Annotated in this window: 14 protein-coding genes, 5 tRNA genes and 1 pseudogene; 17 read left to right on the forward strand and 3 right to left on the reverse strand. The window is 50.9% G+C overall.

The window, feature by feature from the left end; translation table 11 throughout:
- The first annotated feature begins 200 nt into the window (after positions 1–200).
- The 5 genes from RB298_RS24875 to RB298_RS24895 all read left to right on the forward strand — a co-directional run bounded on the left by RB298_RS24875 (position 201) and on the right by RB298_RS24895 (position 6,275).
- Entirely contained in the window at positions 201–1,313 is a 1,113-nt protein-coding gene (locus RB298_RS24875) for an outer membrane lipoprotein-sorting protein (RefSeq protein WP_096776514.1), read from the forward strand.
- Between the two features lie 272 nt (positions 1,314–1,585).
- Positions 1,586–2,773, forward strand: a complete 1,188-nt coding sequence (gene alr, locus RB298_RS24880) for an alanine racemase (RefSeq protein WP_213579679.1) — start codon at positions 1,586–1,588, stop codon at positions 2,771–2,773.
- 227 nt (positions 2,774–3,000) lie between these two features.
- Complete coding sequence (locus tag RB298_RS24885) at positions 3,001–3,282, forward strand: CopG family ribbon-helix-helix protein (RefSeq protein ID WP_028406492.1); 282 nt, start codon at positions 3,001–3,003, stop codon at positions 3,280–3,282.
- A 3-nt stretch (positions 3,283–3,285) separates the two neighbouring features.
- Complete coding sequence (locus RB298_RS24890; protein WP_486049045.1) at positions 3,286–3,636, forward strand: type II toxin-antitoxin system PemK/MazF family toxin; 351 nt, start codon at positions 3,286–3,288, stop codon at positions 3,634–3,636.
- A gap of 422 nt (positions 3,637–4,058) precedes the next feature.
- On the forward strand, positions 4,059–6,275 hold the full coding sequence (locus RB298_RS24895) for a Tex family protein (protein WP_096776512.1): 2,217 nt from the start codon (positions 4,059–4,061) through the stop codon (positions 6,273–6,275).
- A gap of 204 nt (positions 6,276–6,479) precedes the next feature.
- Here the strand turns inward: RB298_RS24895 and RB298_RS24900 are convergent, their stop codons facing one another.
- Entirely contained in the window at positions 6,480–7,040 is a 561-nt protein-coding gene (locus RB298_RS24900; protein ID WP_096776511.1) for a CGNR zinc finger domain-containing protein, read from the reverse strand.
- A 144-nt stretch (positions 7,041–7,184) separates the two neighbouring features.
- On the opposite strand from RB298_RS24900, the gene RB298_RS24905 reads away from it, so the two are divergent.
- Positions 7,185–7,655: a DinB family protein gene (locus RB298_RS24905; RefSeq protein ID WP_192570691.1), complete on the forward strand. Its 471-nt coding sequence runs from the start codon at positions 7,185–7,187 to the stop codon at positions 7,653–7,655.
- Positions 7,656–7,752: 97 nt separating this feature from the next.
- Here RB298_RS24905 and cmpA read toward each other — a convergent pair whose 3' ends face one another.
- Positions 7,753–7,884 (reverse strand): cortex morphogenetic protein CmpA, encoded by a 132-nt coding sequence (cmpA, locus tag RB298_RS24910; protein ID WP_015737250.1) that lies wholly within the window; start codon positions 7,882–7,884, stop codon positions 7,753–7,755.
- 80 nt (positions 7,885–7,964) lie between these two features.
- Positions 7,965–8,315, reverse strand: a complete 351-nt coding sequence (locus tag RB298_RS24915; protein WP_009594449.1) for a hypothetical protein — start codon at positions 8,313–8,315, stop codon at positions 7,965–7,967.
- A 116-nt stretch (positions 8,316–8,431) separates the two neighbouring features.
- On the opposite strand from RB298_RS24915, the gene RB298_RS24920 reads away from it, so the two are divergent.
- The 11 genes and pseudogenes from RB298_RS24920 (at position 8,432) to RB298_RS24970 (ending at position 15,256) form a co-directional block, all read left to right on the forward strand.
- Positions 8,432–8,920, forward strand: coding sequence for a SprT family protein (locus RB298_RS24920; RefSeq protein ID WP_186326543.1), 489 nt, complete (start codon positions 8,432–8,434; stop codon positions 8,918–8,920).
- Positions 8,921–8,946: 26 nt separating this feature from the next.
- A tRNA-Asn gene (locus RB298_RS24925) sits at positions 8,947–9,022 on the forward strand.
- A gap of 3 nt (positions 9,023–9,025) precedes the next feature.
- Positions 9,026–9,114, forward strand: a tRNA-Ser gene (locus RB298_RS24930).
- A 321-nt stretch (positions 9,115–9,435) separates the two neighbouring features.
- Positions 9,436–9,953, forward strand: a pseudogene (locus tag RB298_RS24935) (Type 1 glutamine amidotransferase-like domain-containing protein).
- A gap of 117 nt (positions 9,954–10,070) precedes the next feature.
- Positions 10,071–10,145: transfer RNA gene (locus RB298_RS24940), tRNA-Glu, on the forward strand.
- A 144-nt stretch (positions 10,146–10,289) separates the two neighbouring features.
- Positions 10,290–10,365 (forward strand) — tRNA-Lys (locus RB298_RS24945).
- A 38-nt stretch (positions 10,366–10,403) separates the two neighbouring features.
- Positions 10,404–10,486, forward strand: a tRNA-Leu gene (locus RB298_RS24950).
- 201 nt (positions 10,487–10,687) lie between these two features.
- Entirely contained in the window at positions 10,688–11,152 is a 465-nt protein-coding gene (locus RB298_RS24955; RefSeq protein WP_015737244.1) for a KGG domain-containing protein, read from the forward strand.
- Between the two features lie 254 nt (positions 11,153–11,406).
- Positions 11,407–13,074, forward strand: coding sequence for an AraC family transcriptional regulator (locus RB298_RS24960; RefSeq protein ID WP_486049050.1), 1,668 nt, complete (start codon positions 11,407–11,409; stop codon positions 13,072–13,074).
- 117 nt (positions 13,075–13,191) lie between these two features.
- Positions 13,192–14,208, forward strand: a complete 1,017-nt coding sequence (locus RB298_RS24965; protein WP_251498410.1) for an ABC transporter substrate-binding protein — start codon at positions 13,192–13,194, stop codon at positions 14,206–14,208.
- Positions 14,209–14,248: 40 nt separating this feature from the next.
- Positions 14,249–15,256, forward strand: coding sequence for a FecCD family ABC transporter permease (locus RB298_RS24970; protein ID WP_009594414.1), 1,008 nt, complete (start codon positions 14,249–14,251; stop codon positions 15,254–15,256).
- Positions 15,257–15,269 lie beyond the last annotated feature (13 nt).

Genomic DNA, 15,269 nt, shown 5'->3' on the forward strand with positions numbered 1-15,269 from the left:
CCGCCATTTTAATAACGAGCCCCGGATGAATCGGCGATCGAATGGATTCATCCTGGCTCGTTTTTTACGCCGTGAGCGATCTTAAGCCCATGCCGCATTCCGCTGTAATCATGCTTGTCAGGCTAGTCTGCATAATGTGACCAAGTCCCTCATAGACATGTATCAATCAAGTCAAAACAAGTGTTGAAGGGGATGATGACATGCGCCGGATTTCATGGGTGCTGCTCGCGGTAGTATTATGCTTAACAACAATACTGGCGGGATGCGGGAAGAAAAATGCAGACAGCGTTGTGAAGGATCTGGGCAAGGTGGCTGATAAGCTGGAAAGTGCCAAGGGCGCTTACCAGGGAGCGGGCGTTATGACCATACATACCGGTTCGGCGCCGCAGGAGTATCAGGTTGAGGTATGGTACCAATCTCCATCTTACTATCGGATCAGCTTAACCAACGGGCAAAAGGATATTACGCAAATCGTGCTTCGCAACGATGACGGCGTGTTCGTACTGACGCCAAGCTTAAATAAGAGCTTCCGCTTCAAGAGCGACTGGCCGGATAATCAGGGGCAGGTATATCTGTATCAAACGCTGCTTAGCAGCATTCTGAGCGACAATACGCGCCAGTTTGCCGAGGACAAGGACAGCTACGTGTTTGATGTAGCCGCCAACTACCACAGTCATTCCTTGATTCGTCAAAAGATCTGGCTCGCCAAGGACAACTACACGCCGAAACAGGTACAAGTATCGGATTCGGAAGCCAATGTCGTCGTTGAAGTGAAGTTCAATACCTTTACATTCGATACGAACCTAACCAAGGATTCGTTTGATACCAACAAGAATCTGAGTGCCATGAACGATGCGAAGGGGACGATTGCGGAAGTGGACGAGAACGGGGTACCGGTGGCTTCCACTACGGAGGGGAACGGCGCTCAGGGAACCGAGGGCTTGACGGAAACGGCTGCCGGCGGCGACATGGGATCCTTCGGCATCATCTATCCGGAATATGTGCCTGCAGGGGTTACGAACAAGGACACCATGGAAGTTCCGGAGAGCAAGGACCATGCGGTTATTCTGAAGTACGACGGCGTATACCAATACACGATCATGGAATCCAGACCTTCGGATCGTGCGGTTTCACTCGTTCCGGGCGAAGCGGTGTATATTGATTTCACGACGGTCGGCCTGCTCACCGGCGATCAGCAAAGAACGCTGACTTGGAGTTCGGAAGGCGTGGAATACCGGATCACGAGCGCTAATCTGCCAGTCGAAGAAATGAAGAAAGTCGCTGCTTCCATGCAGGGAGAATCGGGTAAATAATACGAAGTAGGCGGATACCAAGCATTGAAGGAGGGCAATCTTCCGACAATGAGGCCATTCGCCTATTTTCTCCAAATAAAGGAATTTGGGCAGGGGACTTCATCGATATTTTGCAGATATTCCGACGTTTCACCAAGTTTCGCCGTCCGGATGGAACCACGAGCTCCATAAATAAGCAGTTTGTCTCAATTGACAGTTGCTCCCGGGAACATTACCATTAATCTATTGTAAAGCATAATGCTTTTTTCAAAATGGTAAGAAGGTGACTGGAATTGCAAGCGATATATCGACCTACCCTGGCGGAAATCAACCTGGACCATCTGCGCGCCAACTATAACGCTTTTCGTGAGGCGCTGCCGGATCACATGAAATTGCTTGCTTGTGTGAAGGCGAACGCTTATGGTCACGGAGCCGTAGAAGTGGCACGCGAACTTCAGCAACTGGGTGCGGCATACTTAAGCGTGGCTTTCCTTGATGAAGCGCTTGAGCTTCGGCAAGGCGGCATCTCTGGCCCGATCCTGGTGCTCGGTTATACCCCACCGGAAGCTGTAGAGATCGCTTACGAGTATGATGTAACCATAACCCTGTTCAGTTCGGAAGTGCTCCAAGCGATAAAGGCACTGCCGGTCAAGCCGGAGAAGCCGCTTAAGGTACACATCAAGATTGACAGCGGAATGGGTCGTTTGGGCCTGCTTCCCGGCGAAGATGCGATTTCTTTTATAGAAGAAGCGTTATCGCTGCCGCAGGTTGTGGTCGAAGGAATGTTTACCCATTTTGCAAGAGCGGATGAAGAGAACAAAGACTATACGTTGGGACAGTATCGCCGTTTTCAGGGCGTTGCGGACGCTCTTCGGGATAAGGGTTGCCATATCCCGATCATACATACGGGCAACAGCGCTGCTGCGATCGATACACCTGAGCTATCCTATAATATGGTTCGTGTCGGCATCGGCTTGTACGGACTATATCCTTCGGACGAGGTGAATCGAAAGACAGTGAGCCTCCGCCCTGTCATGACGCTAAAGACAAAGCTTGTCTACGTCAAAAATTTACCTCCGCATTCCGGCATCAGCTATGGGACGAAGTATGTAACGGAGCAGGAAGAACGAATTGGAACCCTTCCCATCGGTTATGCCGATGGCTTCTCTCGTATGCTGAGCGGTAAAGCGGAAGTGCTGATACGCGGCCGCCGCGTCCCTGTAGTCGGAAATATCTGTATGGACCAATGTATGGTATCGCTCAAATCTTTCGCCGAGGAGGCGGAACAAATCAAAGCTGGTGAAGAGGTTGTACTCATCGGCCAGCAATCTGGCGAATGCATTACGGCAGATGAGCTGGCAGCCAAGCTGGGGACGATCCACTATGAGGTCGTCTGCATGATTGCCCACCGGGTACCGCGTCTTTATATACGCGATGATATACCGGTAAAGACCGTAAACGCGCTCTGGAACAACCTTTAAAAAAAGCATGTCGCCATAAGTTATTTATTCAGGAAAGAAGGAATACGTACAGATCTTCCCGAATTAGGAATATGTCGTTTAAGTCTGTACGAAAGTGTCGATTGTAGTTTATAATGATATGCAGCATACTTGATATACCTTCGGCATATATATTCTTTTGTATAATTTTCCTTGAATAATGTAATACTGGTGCACAGGGCGAGAAGGTTGTGGGGGTGTAATAGAAGGTGGCCAATATGCAGAACACCAAACGAATCATGATCAGTTTACCGGATCATCTTTTGCAGGAAGTGGACGGGATCGCTCAGCTGGAAAATTCCAACCGCAGTGAGCTTATTAGGCAGGCCATGAAGTTGTACCTGAATGAACGGAAGAAACGTTACATTCGTGAATCCATGCAGCGGGGTTATATGGAAATGGCCAAAATTAACCTGACCATGGCTTCTGAGGCGTTTCACGCGGAGGAAGATGCAGACAACACTCTAGACCGCTTAGTAAGCGGGGTGTAGACAGTGATCGTTAAACGGGGCGACGTATTTTTTGCGGATTTATCACCTGTTGTCGGTTCTGAGCAAGGCGGCGTGAGACCGGTCCTTATCATTCAGAACGATATCGGCAACCGGTTTAGTCCGACTGTGATTGTTGCAGCCATTACGGCACAGATTCAAAAAGCCAAGCTGCCGACTCACGTCGAAATCGACGCGGCGTCGCATGGATTTGACCGGGATTCCGTCATTTTGCTAGAGCAGATCCGGACGATTGATAAGCAGCGGCTAACCGACAAAATCACCCATCTTGATGATGAAATGATGAGCAAGGTGGATGATTCCCTGCAAATAAGTCTGGGCTTGATTGATTTTTGATTCAATCCAAGCGTTGCATGTTCCACATAGAACGGTTACGGCCAAAAAACCCTCAAGGAGTATTCCTTGAGGGTTTTTATGTGGCGGCGAGGCGCGTTTATCCCTTAGGGACGATCGATTACGCGTTTGTAGGTATGAGCACGTATGCCGTCGTGACCGCTGCTGCAATGAACAGTAGGCAGACAACAGACCAGGCAATCGCATGTTTGTCATTCATCGAAGGTGACCTCCCGATCGTTATGGAGTGTGGATATCCGGCAGCAGCATGTTCGTAGTAACAGAATATAAGCCGAAACTTAAAATCAGATGAAATTGACATTAAATGCAGCTTAAAGCCTTGCGAAGTGAGCGATGTAGTGGAAATGAGCGCTTAAGTTTGGGATAATAGCAAATATAGTTTCATTGAAGAAAGAGGGATATCATTGTCTGAATTAGAAGCTGTTGTGGAAGTAAATGAAGAACAGATTCGCAAGGAAGAATCGAAACGGATCGTGAAGCAGATCGCGAAGGAGCTTCAATTGTCCGAGAAACAGGTGCGCACGACCGTTGAACTTCTGGATGAGGGCAATACCATACCGTTTATTGCGCGTTACCGTAAAGAAATGACAGGCGAACTGGATGAGAACCAATTGCGTGATATCGAAGAGCGGACAGGCTATTTGCGCAATTTGGAGGTCCGTAAGCGGGAAGTCATCCGCATCATAGAAGAGCAAGGCAAGCTGACGGAAGAGCTGAAGGCATCGATTACGGCGGCTGTGAAGCTGCAGGAAGTAGAAGATCTCTACCGTCCGTATAAGCAAAAACGCAAGACGCGGGCGAGCGTCGCCAAGGAAAAGGGACTCGAGCCGCTGTCGGAGTGGATATGGTCGCAGCCGAAGCAGGCCGATGCGATGGTGGAGGCTGCGAAATATATCGATGAGGAGAAAGGCGTGGCTTCGGCGGAAGAGGCCCTCCAAGGCGCGATGGATATATTGGCGGAGAACATCGCCGATGATGCAGCCGTTCGTTCCTGGGTACGCCGGTTCAGCCTGGATCATGGCATTTTGACGTCGGAGGCAAAGGATACCGAAGCGGAATCCGTGTACGAGAACTATTACAATTACCGGGAATTGGCGAAGAAAATGCCGCCGCATCGGATACTGGCCATTAACCGGGGCGAGCGAGAGAACATATTGAAGGTGGGACTGGAGGTTCCTTCCGAATCCATACACGCGTATATCGGAAAGCAGGTGCTTAAAGGGCCGTCGGCCGTTTCGGACATTCTGACGGCGGTGATCGAGGACTCCTACAAGCGTCTCATAGCCCCATCGATAGAGCGCGAGGTGCGCGGGGAGTTGACGGAGAAAGGGGAGAACCAGGCGATCTCCATCTTTGCGGGGAATCTGCGCAGCTTGCTGCTACAGCCGCCGGTGAAGGGGCGCCGCGTGCTGGGCGTCGATCCGGCTTACCGTACCGGATGTAAGCTTGCTGTAGTCGATGACACGGGCAAGCTGCTGGAGGTAGCCGTCACGTATCCGACGCCGCCGGCCAACAAGAAGCGGGAGGCTGCCGCGAAGTTCAAGGAGCTGATTGCGAAATACGGAATCAAGCTCATTGTCATCGGGAACGGTACGGCATCCCGCGAAACGGAGCAGTTCGTAGCGGAAGAAGTCATTGCGGAGCTCGCCGACCCAGAGCTTGCTTACCTCATCGTAAACGAAGCCGGGGCAAGCGTGTATTCGGCTTCGAAGCTGGCGCAGGAAGAGTTCCCGGATCTGGATGTGGCCGAGCGCAGCGCAGCCTCGATTGCGCGCCGCGTGCAGGATCCGCTGGCCGAACTGGTGAAGATCGATCCGAAGTCGATCGGTGTGGGCCAATATCAGCATGACGTTACCCAGAAGCATCTGGAGGAAAGCTTGAAGGCCGTCGTGGAGTCCGCGGTTAACCATGTCGGGGTGGACGTGAATACGGCATCGCCATCGCTGCTCTCTTATGTGGCCGGCATCAATGCCACCATTGCGAAAAATATCGTGAAGTACCGGGAAGAGAACGGGAAGTTTGTCAGCCGGAAGCAGCTCCAGAAGGTTCCGCGTCTCGGTGCCAAAACCTATGAGCAGTGCGTGGGCTTCATGCGGATTTCGGAAGGCGAGAACATCCTGGATCGTACTCCGATTCATCCGGAATCCTATGCGGTGGTTGACCGTTTGTTCCAGGAGCTCCAGGTTGGCCTGGACAAGCTGGGAAGCAAGGAGCTGGCTGAGCTGCTGGATGCCCAGCAGCCGGAGAGCCTGGCCGTGAAGCTTGAGGTGGGCGTGCCGACGCTTCGCGATATTCTGGACAGCCTGCAGCGTCCGGGACGCGATCCGCGGGAGGAACTGCCGCTGCCGATTTTCCGCCAGGACGTGCTGAAGATCGAGGATCTTGTGCCGGGAATGGAGCTTCAGGGAACGGTACGCAATGTCATCGATTTCGGCGCCTTTGTCGATATCGGCATCAAGAGCGACGGCCTGGTGCATATCTCCCAGCTGAGCGATGGATTTGTTAAACATCCGATGGATGTCGTCTCCGTGGGGGATAACGTGACCGTCTGGGTGCTGAACGTGGATTTGAAGAAGGGGCGCGTCGGATTGACGATGCGCAAACCGAAAGACCAAGGATAGAACTAAAATAAGCTAAAAAAGAGCCGTATTCTCCTTCTGGGAGAAACGGCTCTTTTTTGGGTTCTTTTTTTCATCATGGGCTGGATCGACTGCGAATAGAGTTTATTCTGGAGGAAGGTTTAGTCATGACTCAGCTTTAGAAGCAGGACGTTTTTATCGTAAGCATGTATGTTGCGATATACTGCGCCAGCTTAAACGATCGGCCTATTTCTCAGGCTCTGACTGCTGCTTTTTCTTCGCCCGAAAACGTCTGACCTTCATCAGATTGCCGCACATTTTATCATCGCAATAACGTTTGGAGCGGTTCCGCGTGTCATCGTAATACACCCAGAGACAATCCGGATTGGTGCAGATGCGAAATCGAGTCAACTCGCCTTGCTCGATGGCTTGCGCAAAGGAGCCGGCGATCTCGGCAGCGGCTGCTTGTAGGCCTGGATTTTGCGGTATATAAGAAAGTACCCCTTTTTGGTCCTCTTCGATCTTGAGCTGCCGAATGACCGGCCCTGTCGCCATCCAGCGGTTCAATTCCTCTACTTGCTGGCGGGAAGGGAGGGTACCTGCAACGATGCGCTGAACGCATAATCGCAGGAAGGATCGGAGCTGCCGGAGAAGTTCCAGTTCATCCGAAGTCAGCGGAACGGCGACGTGGAGCTCATGCTCGCTAATAAATTCAGTGAGCCAATCCTCCCGGGCGAGCCGGTCCTCGGATCGGCCGCTGCCTCTCCAGTCATGCCATTCGCTGTTTATAAAATCATCCCATAACATGAAGCTCATCCTTTCTTGTCTCATCATTGTAACAAGTAAATATATATGTTGCTAGTTACTTGTATTGGGATCTGAAGTGTGTTAGTTTTTATGTAACGCTCTATTTTATTTATGGTAGTTACATTCAAAGCGGAGGCGATGGATATGAACATGAAGGAATTGCTGCTGCAAAACTGGGATTATGCGATGGATCAGGAGGATTGGTATCCTCCGATTCTACCGGCGCTGAAGGAGGTTACGCTCGAGCAGGCATTGTGGAAGCCGGAAGGGGAGGCGGCGAATTCCATTTGGGAGAACGTGCAGCATTTGCTGTATTATAAGCAGCGTTTGCTCGGCAGATTGGAAGGGAGACCGCTTCATAATGAAGGGATAGGAAACGACGAGACGTTTCTGATCCATGACACCAGTGAGGAGGCCTGGAATACGGCCCGGAATCAGCTTCAGGAGGTTCATGCAACGTTAAGACAGAAGTTCGAGGCGATGACGGAAGCCGAGATCGAAGAATCGCCGCAGCGGATACTCAGCTTAATCATGCATGACGCCTATCATACGGGGCAAATCGTTTTTATGCGGAAGCTTCAGGGCTCCTGGCCAGCTAGACGAAGCGAATTATAGGAGCGGATTCGACGGATGCAGTCCACCTATTACAATGCAAAAATAAGCCGGACAGAGCGTCCGGCTTATTGTCAACCTTATGGATCGATTGCAGGCCCTAACGGGCATTCGAATTTTCTTCACCTGGGGAATTCCGGTAAAAGTACCAGCATTCGTTCAGCAGCTTGATCTGACGTCTGTCCTTCTTGCGGAAAGCGCGTGTCAACTGATTGCAGAGCCATTGCGGCAAGGGTATCTCCTCCTCTTGCTATTTCCATCTGTATGGATAGCATATGGGGAAAATGCCCAAAGCGTGCAGGTCTACCTCGATTATTGCGCTTCTTCCTCGTACCATTGCTCCAGCTGAGCTTGAAGGGCCCGAATTTCGGTAAGCAGCGAGATGAGCGGATATTCCTTTTCGTTCAGGGAAGCAAAGGCCTGCTCAAGCTCATTTATGTATTCAAGACCACCCTGAATGCTCAGCGATTCCTGCAGCAAATCCAAATGGTCGCATTCGGCTACGGCAAGAGGCAGCTGAGGTTTGCCTGCTGCGGTGAGTTTATCGATTTCCTTGTTCAGGCGTAAATTCAGGGCACTGAGCTGGTAAGCATAGTCACTGGGCATTTCGACAAAGAACAGCTCGTCCTGACCCTTTAAAATAACGTAGCGCATGTTCGGCATGATTGCAGGTTCTCCCTCCATACTTTCTACTTGACAGTGTAGCCCAGAGAGAAGTTAAAATTCAAGTAGCATTTATCAGGGCAAAGGAAGGATCAGACATAGTGACAACGAACGAGATGAGTAATGAGGAGCTGCAGGCCTGGGTCGAGAAAATCTCGCTGGAGAGCTTTCGGGTTCCGTTCAGGCATCAGGCTACGTTTAACCGGCGATTGTCCTCGACCGGCGGCCGCTATTTCATGAAAAGCCATCATATCGAGATCAATCCGCATCAGCTGGCCACGCACGGCAGGGAAGAGGTGGAGAAGATCATCAAGCATGAGCTGTGCCATTATCATCTCCACATTGCGGGCAGGGGATATCGCCATCGCGATGCCGATTTCAAGAAACTGCTGCAGGCCGTTGGTGGAAGCCGTTTCTGCAAATCGTTGCCGAAGGGCAAGGCGGCGGGCCGACGTCAACCGGAACCGTACCGATACATGCTTCGCTGCGGCGACTGCGGGACGGAATACCTGCGTAAACGGAAGATGGATCCGGCCCGGTATCGGTGCGGAAAGTGCGGCGGGCGTCTAACGCTTCTGAAGCTTGACTCCCCTAAGAAGTCATGATAAATTATTAGTATTCAACTTCACGTTCCCTGATAGCTCAGTTGGTAGAGCACTCGACTGTTAATCGAGTTGTCACAGGTTCGAGTCCTGTTCGGGGAGCCATATGGAGAGATACCCAAGTGGCTATAAGGGGACCCTCTGCTAAGGGGTTAGACTGCGTAAGCGGTGCGAGGGTTCGAATCCCTCTCTCTCCGTTGAGCATTACATCGAAGAAAGCTCCCATCACCAAGTGATCGGGAGCTTTTTTTTTGCATAGTGATGAGAACCCTGATAGGGTTCGTCGGAGCATAATCAGCGTTAAGGATACTTCGCAGTCTCGACCGAAGGGAGAGTATCCCTCTTTCTTTCGCTTTAGCATGACATCGAAGAAAGCTCCCATCACCAAGTGATCGGGAGCTTTTTTTTGCATAGGGATGAGAACCCTGATAGGGTTCGTCGGAGCATAATCAGCGTTAGGGATACTTCGCAGTCTCGACCGAAGGGAGAGTATCCCATGAATGGGGGAATAAAGCCCGATGAAACAGATTATTGCAATGGGTGTCGGCGGTTTCTCGATGGAACCTGATAATTTGCTGCTTGATCGCTATGTTTTGGCACAAATGTTGGCGGGGGCAATACCCGGAATATGCTGGTCTTGTGGAAGGAATGGGGCCTGGATCAGATACTCAAAGAGGCGTATGAACAGGGTGTCATTTTAACCGGGTTAAGCGCTGGCTCCATTTGCTGGTTTGAGCAAGGGGTGACGGACCCGTTGAACGGGCCTTTGTACGAACTTGAGGGTCTGGGTATATTACAAGGCAGTCATTGCCCGCACTATGATGGTGAGAGCAAAAGAAGGCCCGCCTATCACAAACTCGTGCTTCAAGGTGAAGCAAAAGCAGGATATGCTGCTGATGATGGGGTTGCATTGCATTTCATGGACGGACGGTTGCATCGAATCGTAAGCTCAAGGGAAAATGCACATGCATACCATGTGAAGCGTGAAGGAAATAGCGTTCAAGAAGGGAAGTTGACACCGGATTTTTTAGGCTGATTTATTGGCCGAATAAGCTCCGTAAATAAATTTAAAAATTTGCGAAAAAAAAAGCTTGCCAGCATTTTTGAAATTGTGCTATACTCAATCTTGTCGTCACGGCGACGTGGTTAAAGTGGCCCGTTGGTCAAGGGGTTAAGACACCTCCCTTTCACGGAGGTAACAGGGGTTCGAATCCCCTACGGGTCACCACTTTCTATATAACTTCGGGATGAGAACCCCGTCGGTTCGTCGAAGCATAACCATCGTTAGGATAAGCTTCGCAGTCTCGAACGAAGTGAGAGTATCCCCTACGGGTCACCACTTTCTATATGGCAGCCGCACGATTGTCATCGAGAGCCATTAGCTCAGTTGGTAGAGCACCTGACTTTTAATCAGGGTGTCGAAGGTTCGAGTCCTTCATGGCTCACCATTTTTACTTAGCACGAAAAGATGTATCCCTTATATTATGCGGTAGTGGTGGAATGGCAGACACGCTATCTTGAGGGGGTAGTGGGTGTATACCCGTGGAGGTTCGAGTCCTCTCTACCGCATACCATGTTGAATAAGAAGCTTCACGCTTAGCGTGGAGCTTTTTTTTATTTATATATCAGGATTTTCATAGAGATTATCCAGATTTTAGATATTTTTCATAGCGCGTTTATGCAAAACCGGTGTTTCATCTCTGGTCAAGAGGTTAATATCATATCGTGGACGAGCAACAACTTCCAAAAACCTATAAGGAGTGATTCAGAATGGCTAATAACAATAATGGAAAGATGAGCCGTGAAGAAGCAGGACGTTTAGGTGGAGAAGCAACAGCGAACAACCATGATAAAGAGTTTTACCAAGAGATCGGACGGAAGGGCGGCGAAGCGACGTCCCGCTCCCATGACAAAGAATTTTATCAGGAAATCGGCAAAAAAGGCGGAGACTCCACGTCAAACTCCCATGATAAGGAGTTTTATCAAGAGATTGGCCAGAAGGGCGGCGAAGCGACTTCCGACTCCCATGGCAGGGAGTTCTATGAGGAAATCGGCCGCAAAGGCGGCGAGGCTACCTCGGATTCCCATGGTCGCGAGTTCTACCAAGAAATTGGACAGCAGGGCGGCGAAGCCAGAAACGGCAGCGGCAGCAACGGGGATGGCAAGATGAGCCGTGAAGAAGCGGGCCGCAAAGGCGGCGAGGCTAGAGCCCGGCAGCGCCAACGGGGAAATTAATGAAAATTCAGCGGATGTAAGAAGAGACTCCCGTTGGAGGGGGTTGAAACTCTTTCATTCAAAAGATCCGCCTTCAGACACACTTGTAAATAGCAGCAGCCATGACTCCTTTTAGGGAGACATGGCTGCTTTCTTTTTTAGCCTGACTATCATGGCGCATTATGGAAAAGACGAAGAACGTACTGGACATTTGATACGGTGTATGATAATTATATGATAATGATAACCATTCTCATTTAAGGTTGGGGTCTGCAATGATGTTAAACCTATCGATGAATACCAGCAAGGGAGAGCCAAGAGAATACAGCGGGTTCATGGCCCGTTTATGGAATATGGATATTGTTCATGGGCAAGGGATGTCCTTGGAACAACAGTTGGCCGTGCAGCCGGCCTTGATCGTCCCGCTTAGCGGAGAGACCTGTTTGCAGCAGGCAGAGCAAGTGACACGCATGAATAAGGGGTGCGTTTATTTTTGCGCGGCTGGATCTACTTTTGGTATTACGAGCGGCGAGTACTGGAGTTCCGAGGAACAGGAACAGACAGCGGTGGCGATTCTTCATTTTGGCTTCTATGAAGGGATGTCGGGCTGCGGTCGGTTGCATGAAGTGGACGGCGCCGCATTCATGCCCTATGACGGCATCTTTGTCATCAGCTCCCCGGACCGCTTGAATCTCGTCTGCCGGGCGATGTATAAGGATTTTCACAGCATGGAGCCCGTGAAGCAGTGGAGGGCTCAGCTGGATTTTCAGGAGCTGCTGTACACGATGATGGCCGAATGCAGCCCATATGCCAAGAATGATAAACGGCAAGCGCTGGAGCGGGTGAAGGAGTATATCGAAGAGCATTACGATGAAGATTTAACGATCGAGCAGCTGGCGAATCTCTCCGAGCTGAGCCCCAAGTATTTTGTAGAGGTATATAAGAAGACCTATGGGCACAGCGCGATGGATTATTTGGCGAGCGTCCGTTTGAACAAGGCCAAACAATTGATGCTGGGTTCGGATTCCTTGCTGCGTGAGGTTGCCCATATGGTGGGGTATAAGGATGAATTTTATTTCAGCCGCAAATTTAAGAAAGCTTTCGGGATCTCGCCCTCCGCCTATATGAAGACAAGGAAAAACAAACTGGCGATGTACGGCTCAACGAGCCTATTGGGTTACGCCATGCCGCTGGATTTCACGCCGTATGCGGCTCCGCTTCATCCGAAGTGGTCACAGCATTACTATAACCATCTCGGCCCCGATATTCCGGTCCATCTGGATGCATACCGCCAGAACCATAACAAATATGCGAATCTGGAAAAGCTGGCCACGGCACGTCCGGAGCTCATCGTGTGCGCGCAGGGGGTCGAGGAGTGGGAGAAGGAGCAGCTTCGGCAGATCGCCCCTCTCTATGAAATGCCGGGAGAGCAGGAAGGATGGCGGTTCAACTTGCTTAGTCTCGCCAAAATGCTGGACAAGCTGCCTGAAGCAGAGCAGTGGATTGAAGCGTTTCATCACAAAATATCGGCTTACCGGGAGAAGCTCCCCTCTAGCAATAGGGAAGCCCGCACGCTTTTGACCGCGCGCCTGCATCAGGATGAACTTCGGGCATACAGCCATCCGGGCATGAAGGAAATACTATTCGATGATTTCGGTTTTCAGCCGGCCCTGCCTATGGATCAGCAGAATGAGGGGTGTTTAACGATGGAGCAGATCAGGGAGAGCCGTGCAAACCATCTGCTTCTTCTGATCCGTCAAGATTCCGAAACGCTTGCCTATTGGAGGAGACTGCAGGCGACGCCGGAGTGGATGGCCATCTCCGCGGTGAGAGAGGGAACGTTCCATCAAATATCCTCTTATCCTTGGCGTGAGTATTCGCCCATTGCAATGGAGCAGATGGCGGAGGAGGCCATCCGGTTGTTTTCCGGAAAATGTCCATGAGGAATCCGGTTATTTGTCCATGGTGCAAAAAGAACAAATCCGATAGTATGATCAATAATGATAATCATTATCAATTATTAAATGATCATGGATCATGGAAGGGGTAACTGGAGAGAGATGAAACGGATGAAAATGGTCTTGGGGTTATTGCTGGTATTTGCTTTGGTACTATCTGCTTGTGGCGGAGGTAACGAGGCTAAAGATACAGACGGAGCAAGCACGAGTAATGCAGGAAGCACGAACACCGCTGAGGAGAATAAAGCTTCGAACGAAGAAACACCCGCTGCGGGCGAAACCAAAGTTGTGAAATATCTTGATCAGGAATACACGCTTCCTGCCAAAACGGAGCGGATCGTTATCACGGGTGCCGTCGAAGCCATGGAGGACTCTATTGTGCTGGAAGTGAATCCGGTCGGAGCGATCAGTTTCTCGGGCTCTTTCCCTCCATTGTTTGAGTCGATTACGAAGGATGCCCAGTCGGTAGGCGAGAAAACGGAGCCGAATTTCGAAACGATCCTCTCGCTTAAACCGGACGTGATTTTGGGATCTTCCAAGTTCAAGCCGGAGGTCGTGGAACAATTGAATAAAATTGCCCCGACGATACCTTATTCCCATGTATCCACCAACTGGGAGAGCAATTTGAGATTGCTGGGCGAGTTGAGCGGCAAGCAGGAACAGGCTGAGCAAGAGATCGCTAAATATAAAGAGGATCTGGAAGCCGCAAAGGCAACCATCGGAGACAGCCTGAAGGACAAGAAGGTTTTGGCGCTAAGGGTTCGTGCGGGGGAGATGTACATTTACCCGGCTGGGGTATTCTTTAATCCGGTATTGTACGAGGATCTGGGAATCGCCGTACCGGCTGAGGTAGAAGCCGCGCAAGCGCAGGAGCTGGTCTCCAAAGAGAAAATGGCTGAGATGAATCCGGATTACGTGTTTGTCCAGTTCTCTCCGGACGAGAACAAGGATACGCCGAACGCACTGGAAGAGCTGCAGAATGATCCTATCATGAAAAACCTGAACGCGTTCAAGAACGGAACGGCTTTTGTCAACGTGGTTGACCCGCTTGCTCAAGGCGGTACCGCGTACAGTAAAATCGAGTTTCTGAAAGCTGCCGTCGAAAATCTTACGAAATAATATCATTGATTCCAGTATAAACGTATAAGGCGTGTTGTTCATGGGGTTCAAAAAATCGCTGCCGGCTGTCATCCTTGTGATGGCCCCGGCAGTCTGCTTATTGCTCATAGCGGCCTCCATCCTGTATGGAGCCAAGAATATTTCGATGGATACCGTCTGGGACTCCATCTTCGCTTTTGACCCGGAGAGCATCGACCATCAGATCATTATGAGTTCCCGGCTGCCCCGAGTCGTCGGGGCTATGCTGATCGGTGCTTTTCTGGCGGTTTCGGGCGCTCTTATGCAGGGGATGACAAGAAACTATCTAGCCTCCCCCTCCATTATGGGGGTATCGGACGGTTCGGTGTTCGCGGTGACCTTGTTCATGGTATTCATTCCGAATGCCAGCTCCAATATGTACATTGTCAGTTCATTGGTTGGTTCCGCGATCGGTGCAGCCGTCGTGTTCGGATTAGCATGGCTAATTCCAGGGGGGCTCAGTCCGGTTCGGCTGGCTATACTCGGAACCGTGATCGGGACGTTTCTTAGCGGAACGGCCGAAGCTTTAGCAGCTTATTTTCAGATTTCCCAAAGCATCAGTTTTTGGTACAATGCCCGGCTGCATGCCATGGATCCCGAGCTGATCAAGCTGAGCATTCCGTTTGCGATCGTCGGTTTGTGCCTCGCCGTGGTTTTGTCCAAATCGATCACGCTGCTCTCCCTCGGGGACGAGACGGCCAAGGGGCTTGGCGTCAAAACATGGCTGGTGAAAGGCCTTGCGATGCTGGCGGTCGTGATCTTGACGGGCGTATCGGTGGCGCTGGCAGGGAAGGTTGCCTTTGTAGGCTTGATTGTCCCTCATATTGCCCGGTACTTATCGGGCTCCGATTACCGATGGATCGTACCGGTGTCGGGCGTGCTTGGCGGCATGTTCCTGGCGCTGTGCGACATTCTCGCCCGGTTCGTGAACAGCCCTTTCGAGACGCCGGTCGGTGTCATCACTTCGCTGATCGGCGTGCCGTTCTTCCTCTATCTGATCAAGACGAGGGGAGGGGCTCAGCGTGCGTAACACATCTTATCGG

The organism is Priestia sp. BR_2 (assembly GCF_041954005.1).
Classification (GTDB): Bacteria; Bacillota; Bacilli; order Paenibacillales; family Paenibacillaceae; genus Paenibacillus_AQ; species Paenibacillus_AQ lautus_A.

Excerpts from the sequence above, each read along its gene's own strand:
- RB298_RS24905 (WP_192570691.1), top strand. The coding sequence starts at position 7,185 with ATGAACATGAAGGAATTGCTGCTGCAAAACTGGGATTATGCGATGGAT.
- RB298_RS24960 (WP_486049050.1), top strand. The coding sequence starts at position 11,407 with ATGATGTTAAACCTATCGATGAATACCAGCAAGGGAGAGCCAAGAGAA.
- RB298_RS24915 (WP_009594449.1), bottom strand. The coding sequence starts at position 8,315 with ATGCCGAACATGCGCTACGTTATTTTAAAGGGTCAGGACGAGCTGTTC.
- RB298_RS24900 (WP_096776511.1), bottom strand. The coding sequence starts at position 7,040 with ATGTTATGGGATGATTTTATAAACAGCGAATGGCATGACTGGAGAGGC.
- RB298_RS24965 (WP_251498410.1), top strand. The coding sequence starts at position 13,192 with ATGAAACGGATGAAAATGGTCTTGGGGTTATTGCTGGTATTTGCTTTG.
- RB298_RS24920 (WP_186326543.1), top strand. The coding sequence starts at position 8,432 with ATGAGTAATGAGGAGCTGCAGGCCTGGGTCGAGAAAATCTCGCTGGAG.
- RB298_RS24970 (WP_009594414.1), top strand. The coding sequence starts at position 14,249 with ATGGGGTTCAAAAAATCGCTGCCGGCTGTCATCCTTGTGATGGCCCCG.
- RB298_RS24875 (WP_096776514.1), top strand. The coding sequence starts at position 201 with ATGCGCCGGATTTCATGGGTGCTGCTCGCGGTAGTATTATGCTTAACA.
- RB298_RS24955 (WP_015737244.1), top strand. The coding sequence starts at position 10,688 with ATGGCTAATAACAATAATGGAAAGATGAGCCGTGAAGAAGCAGGACGT.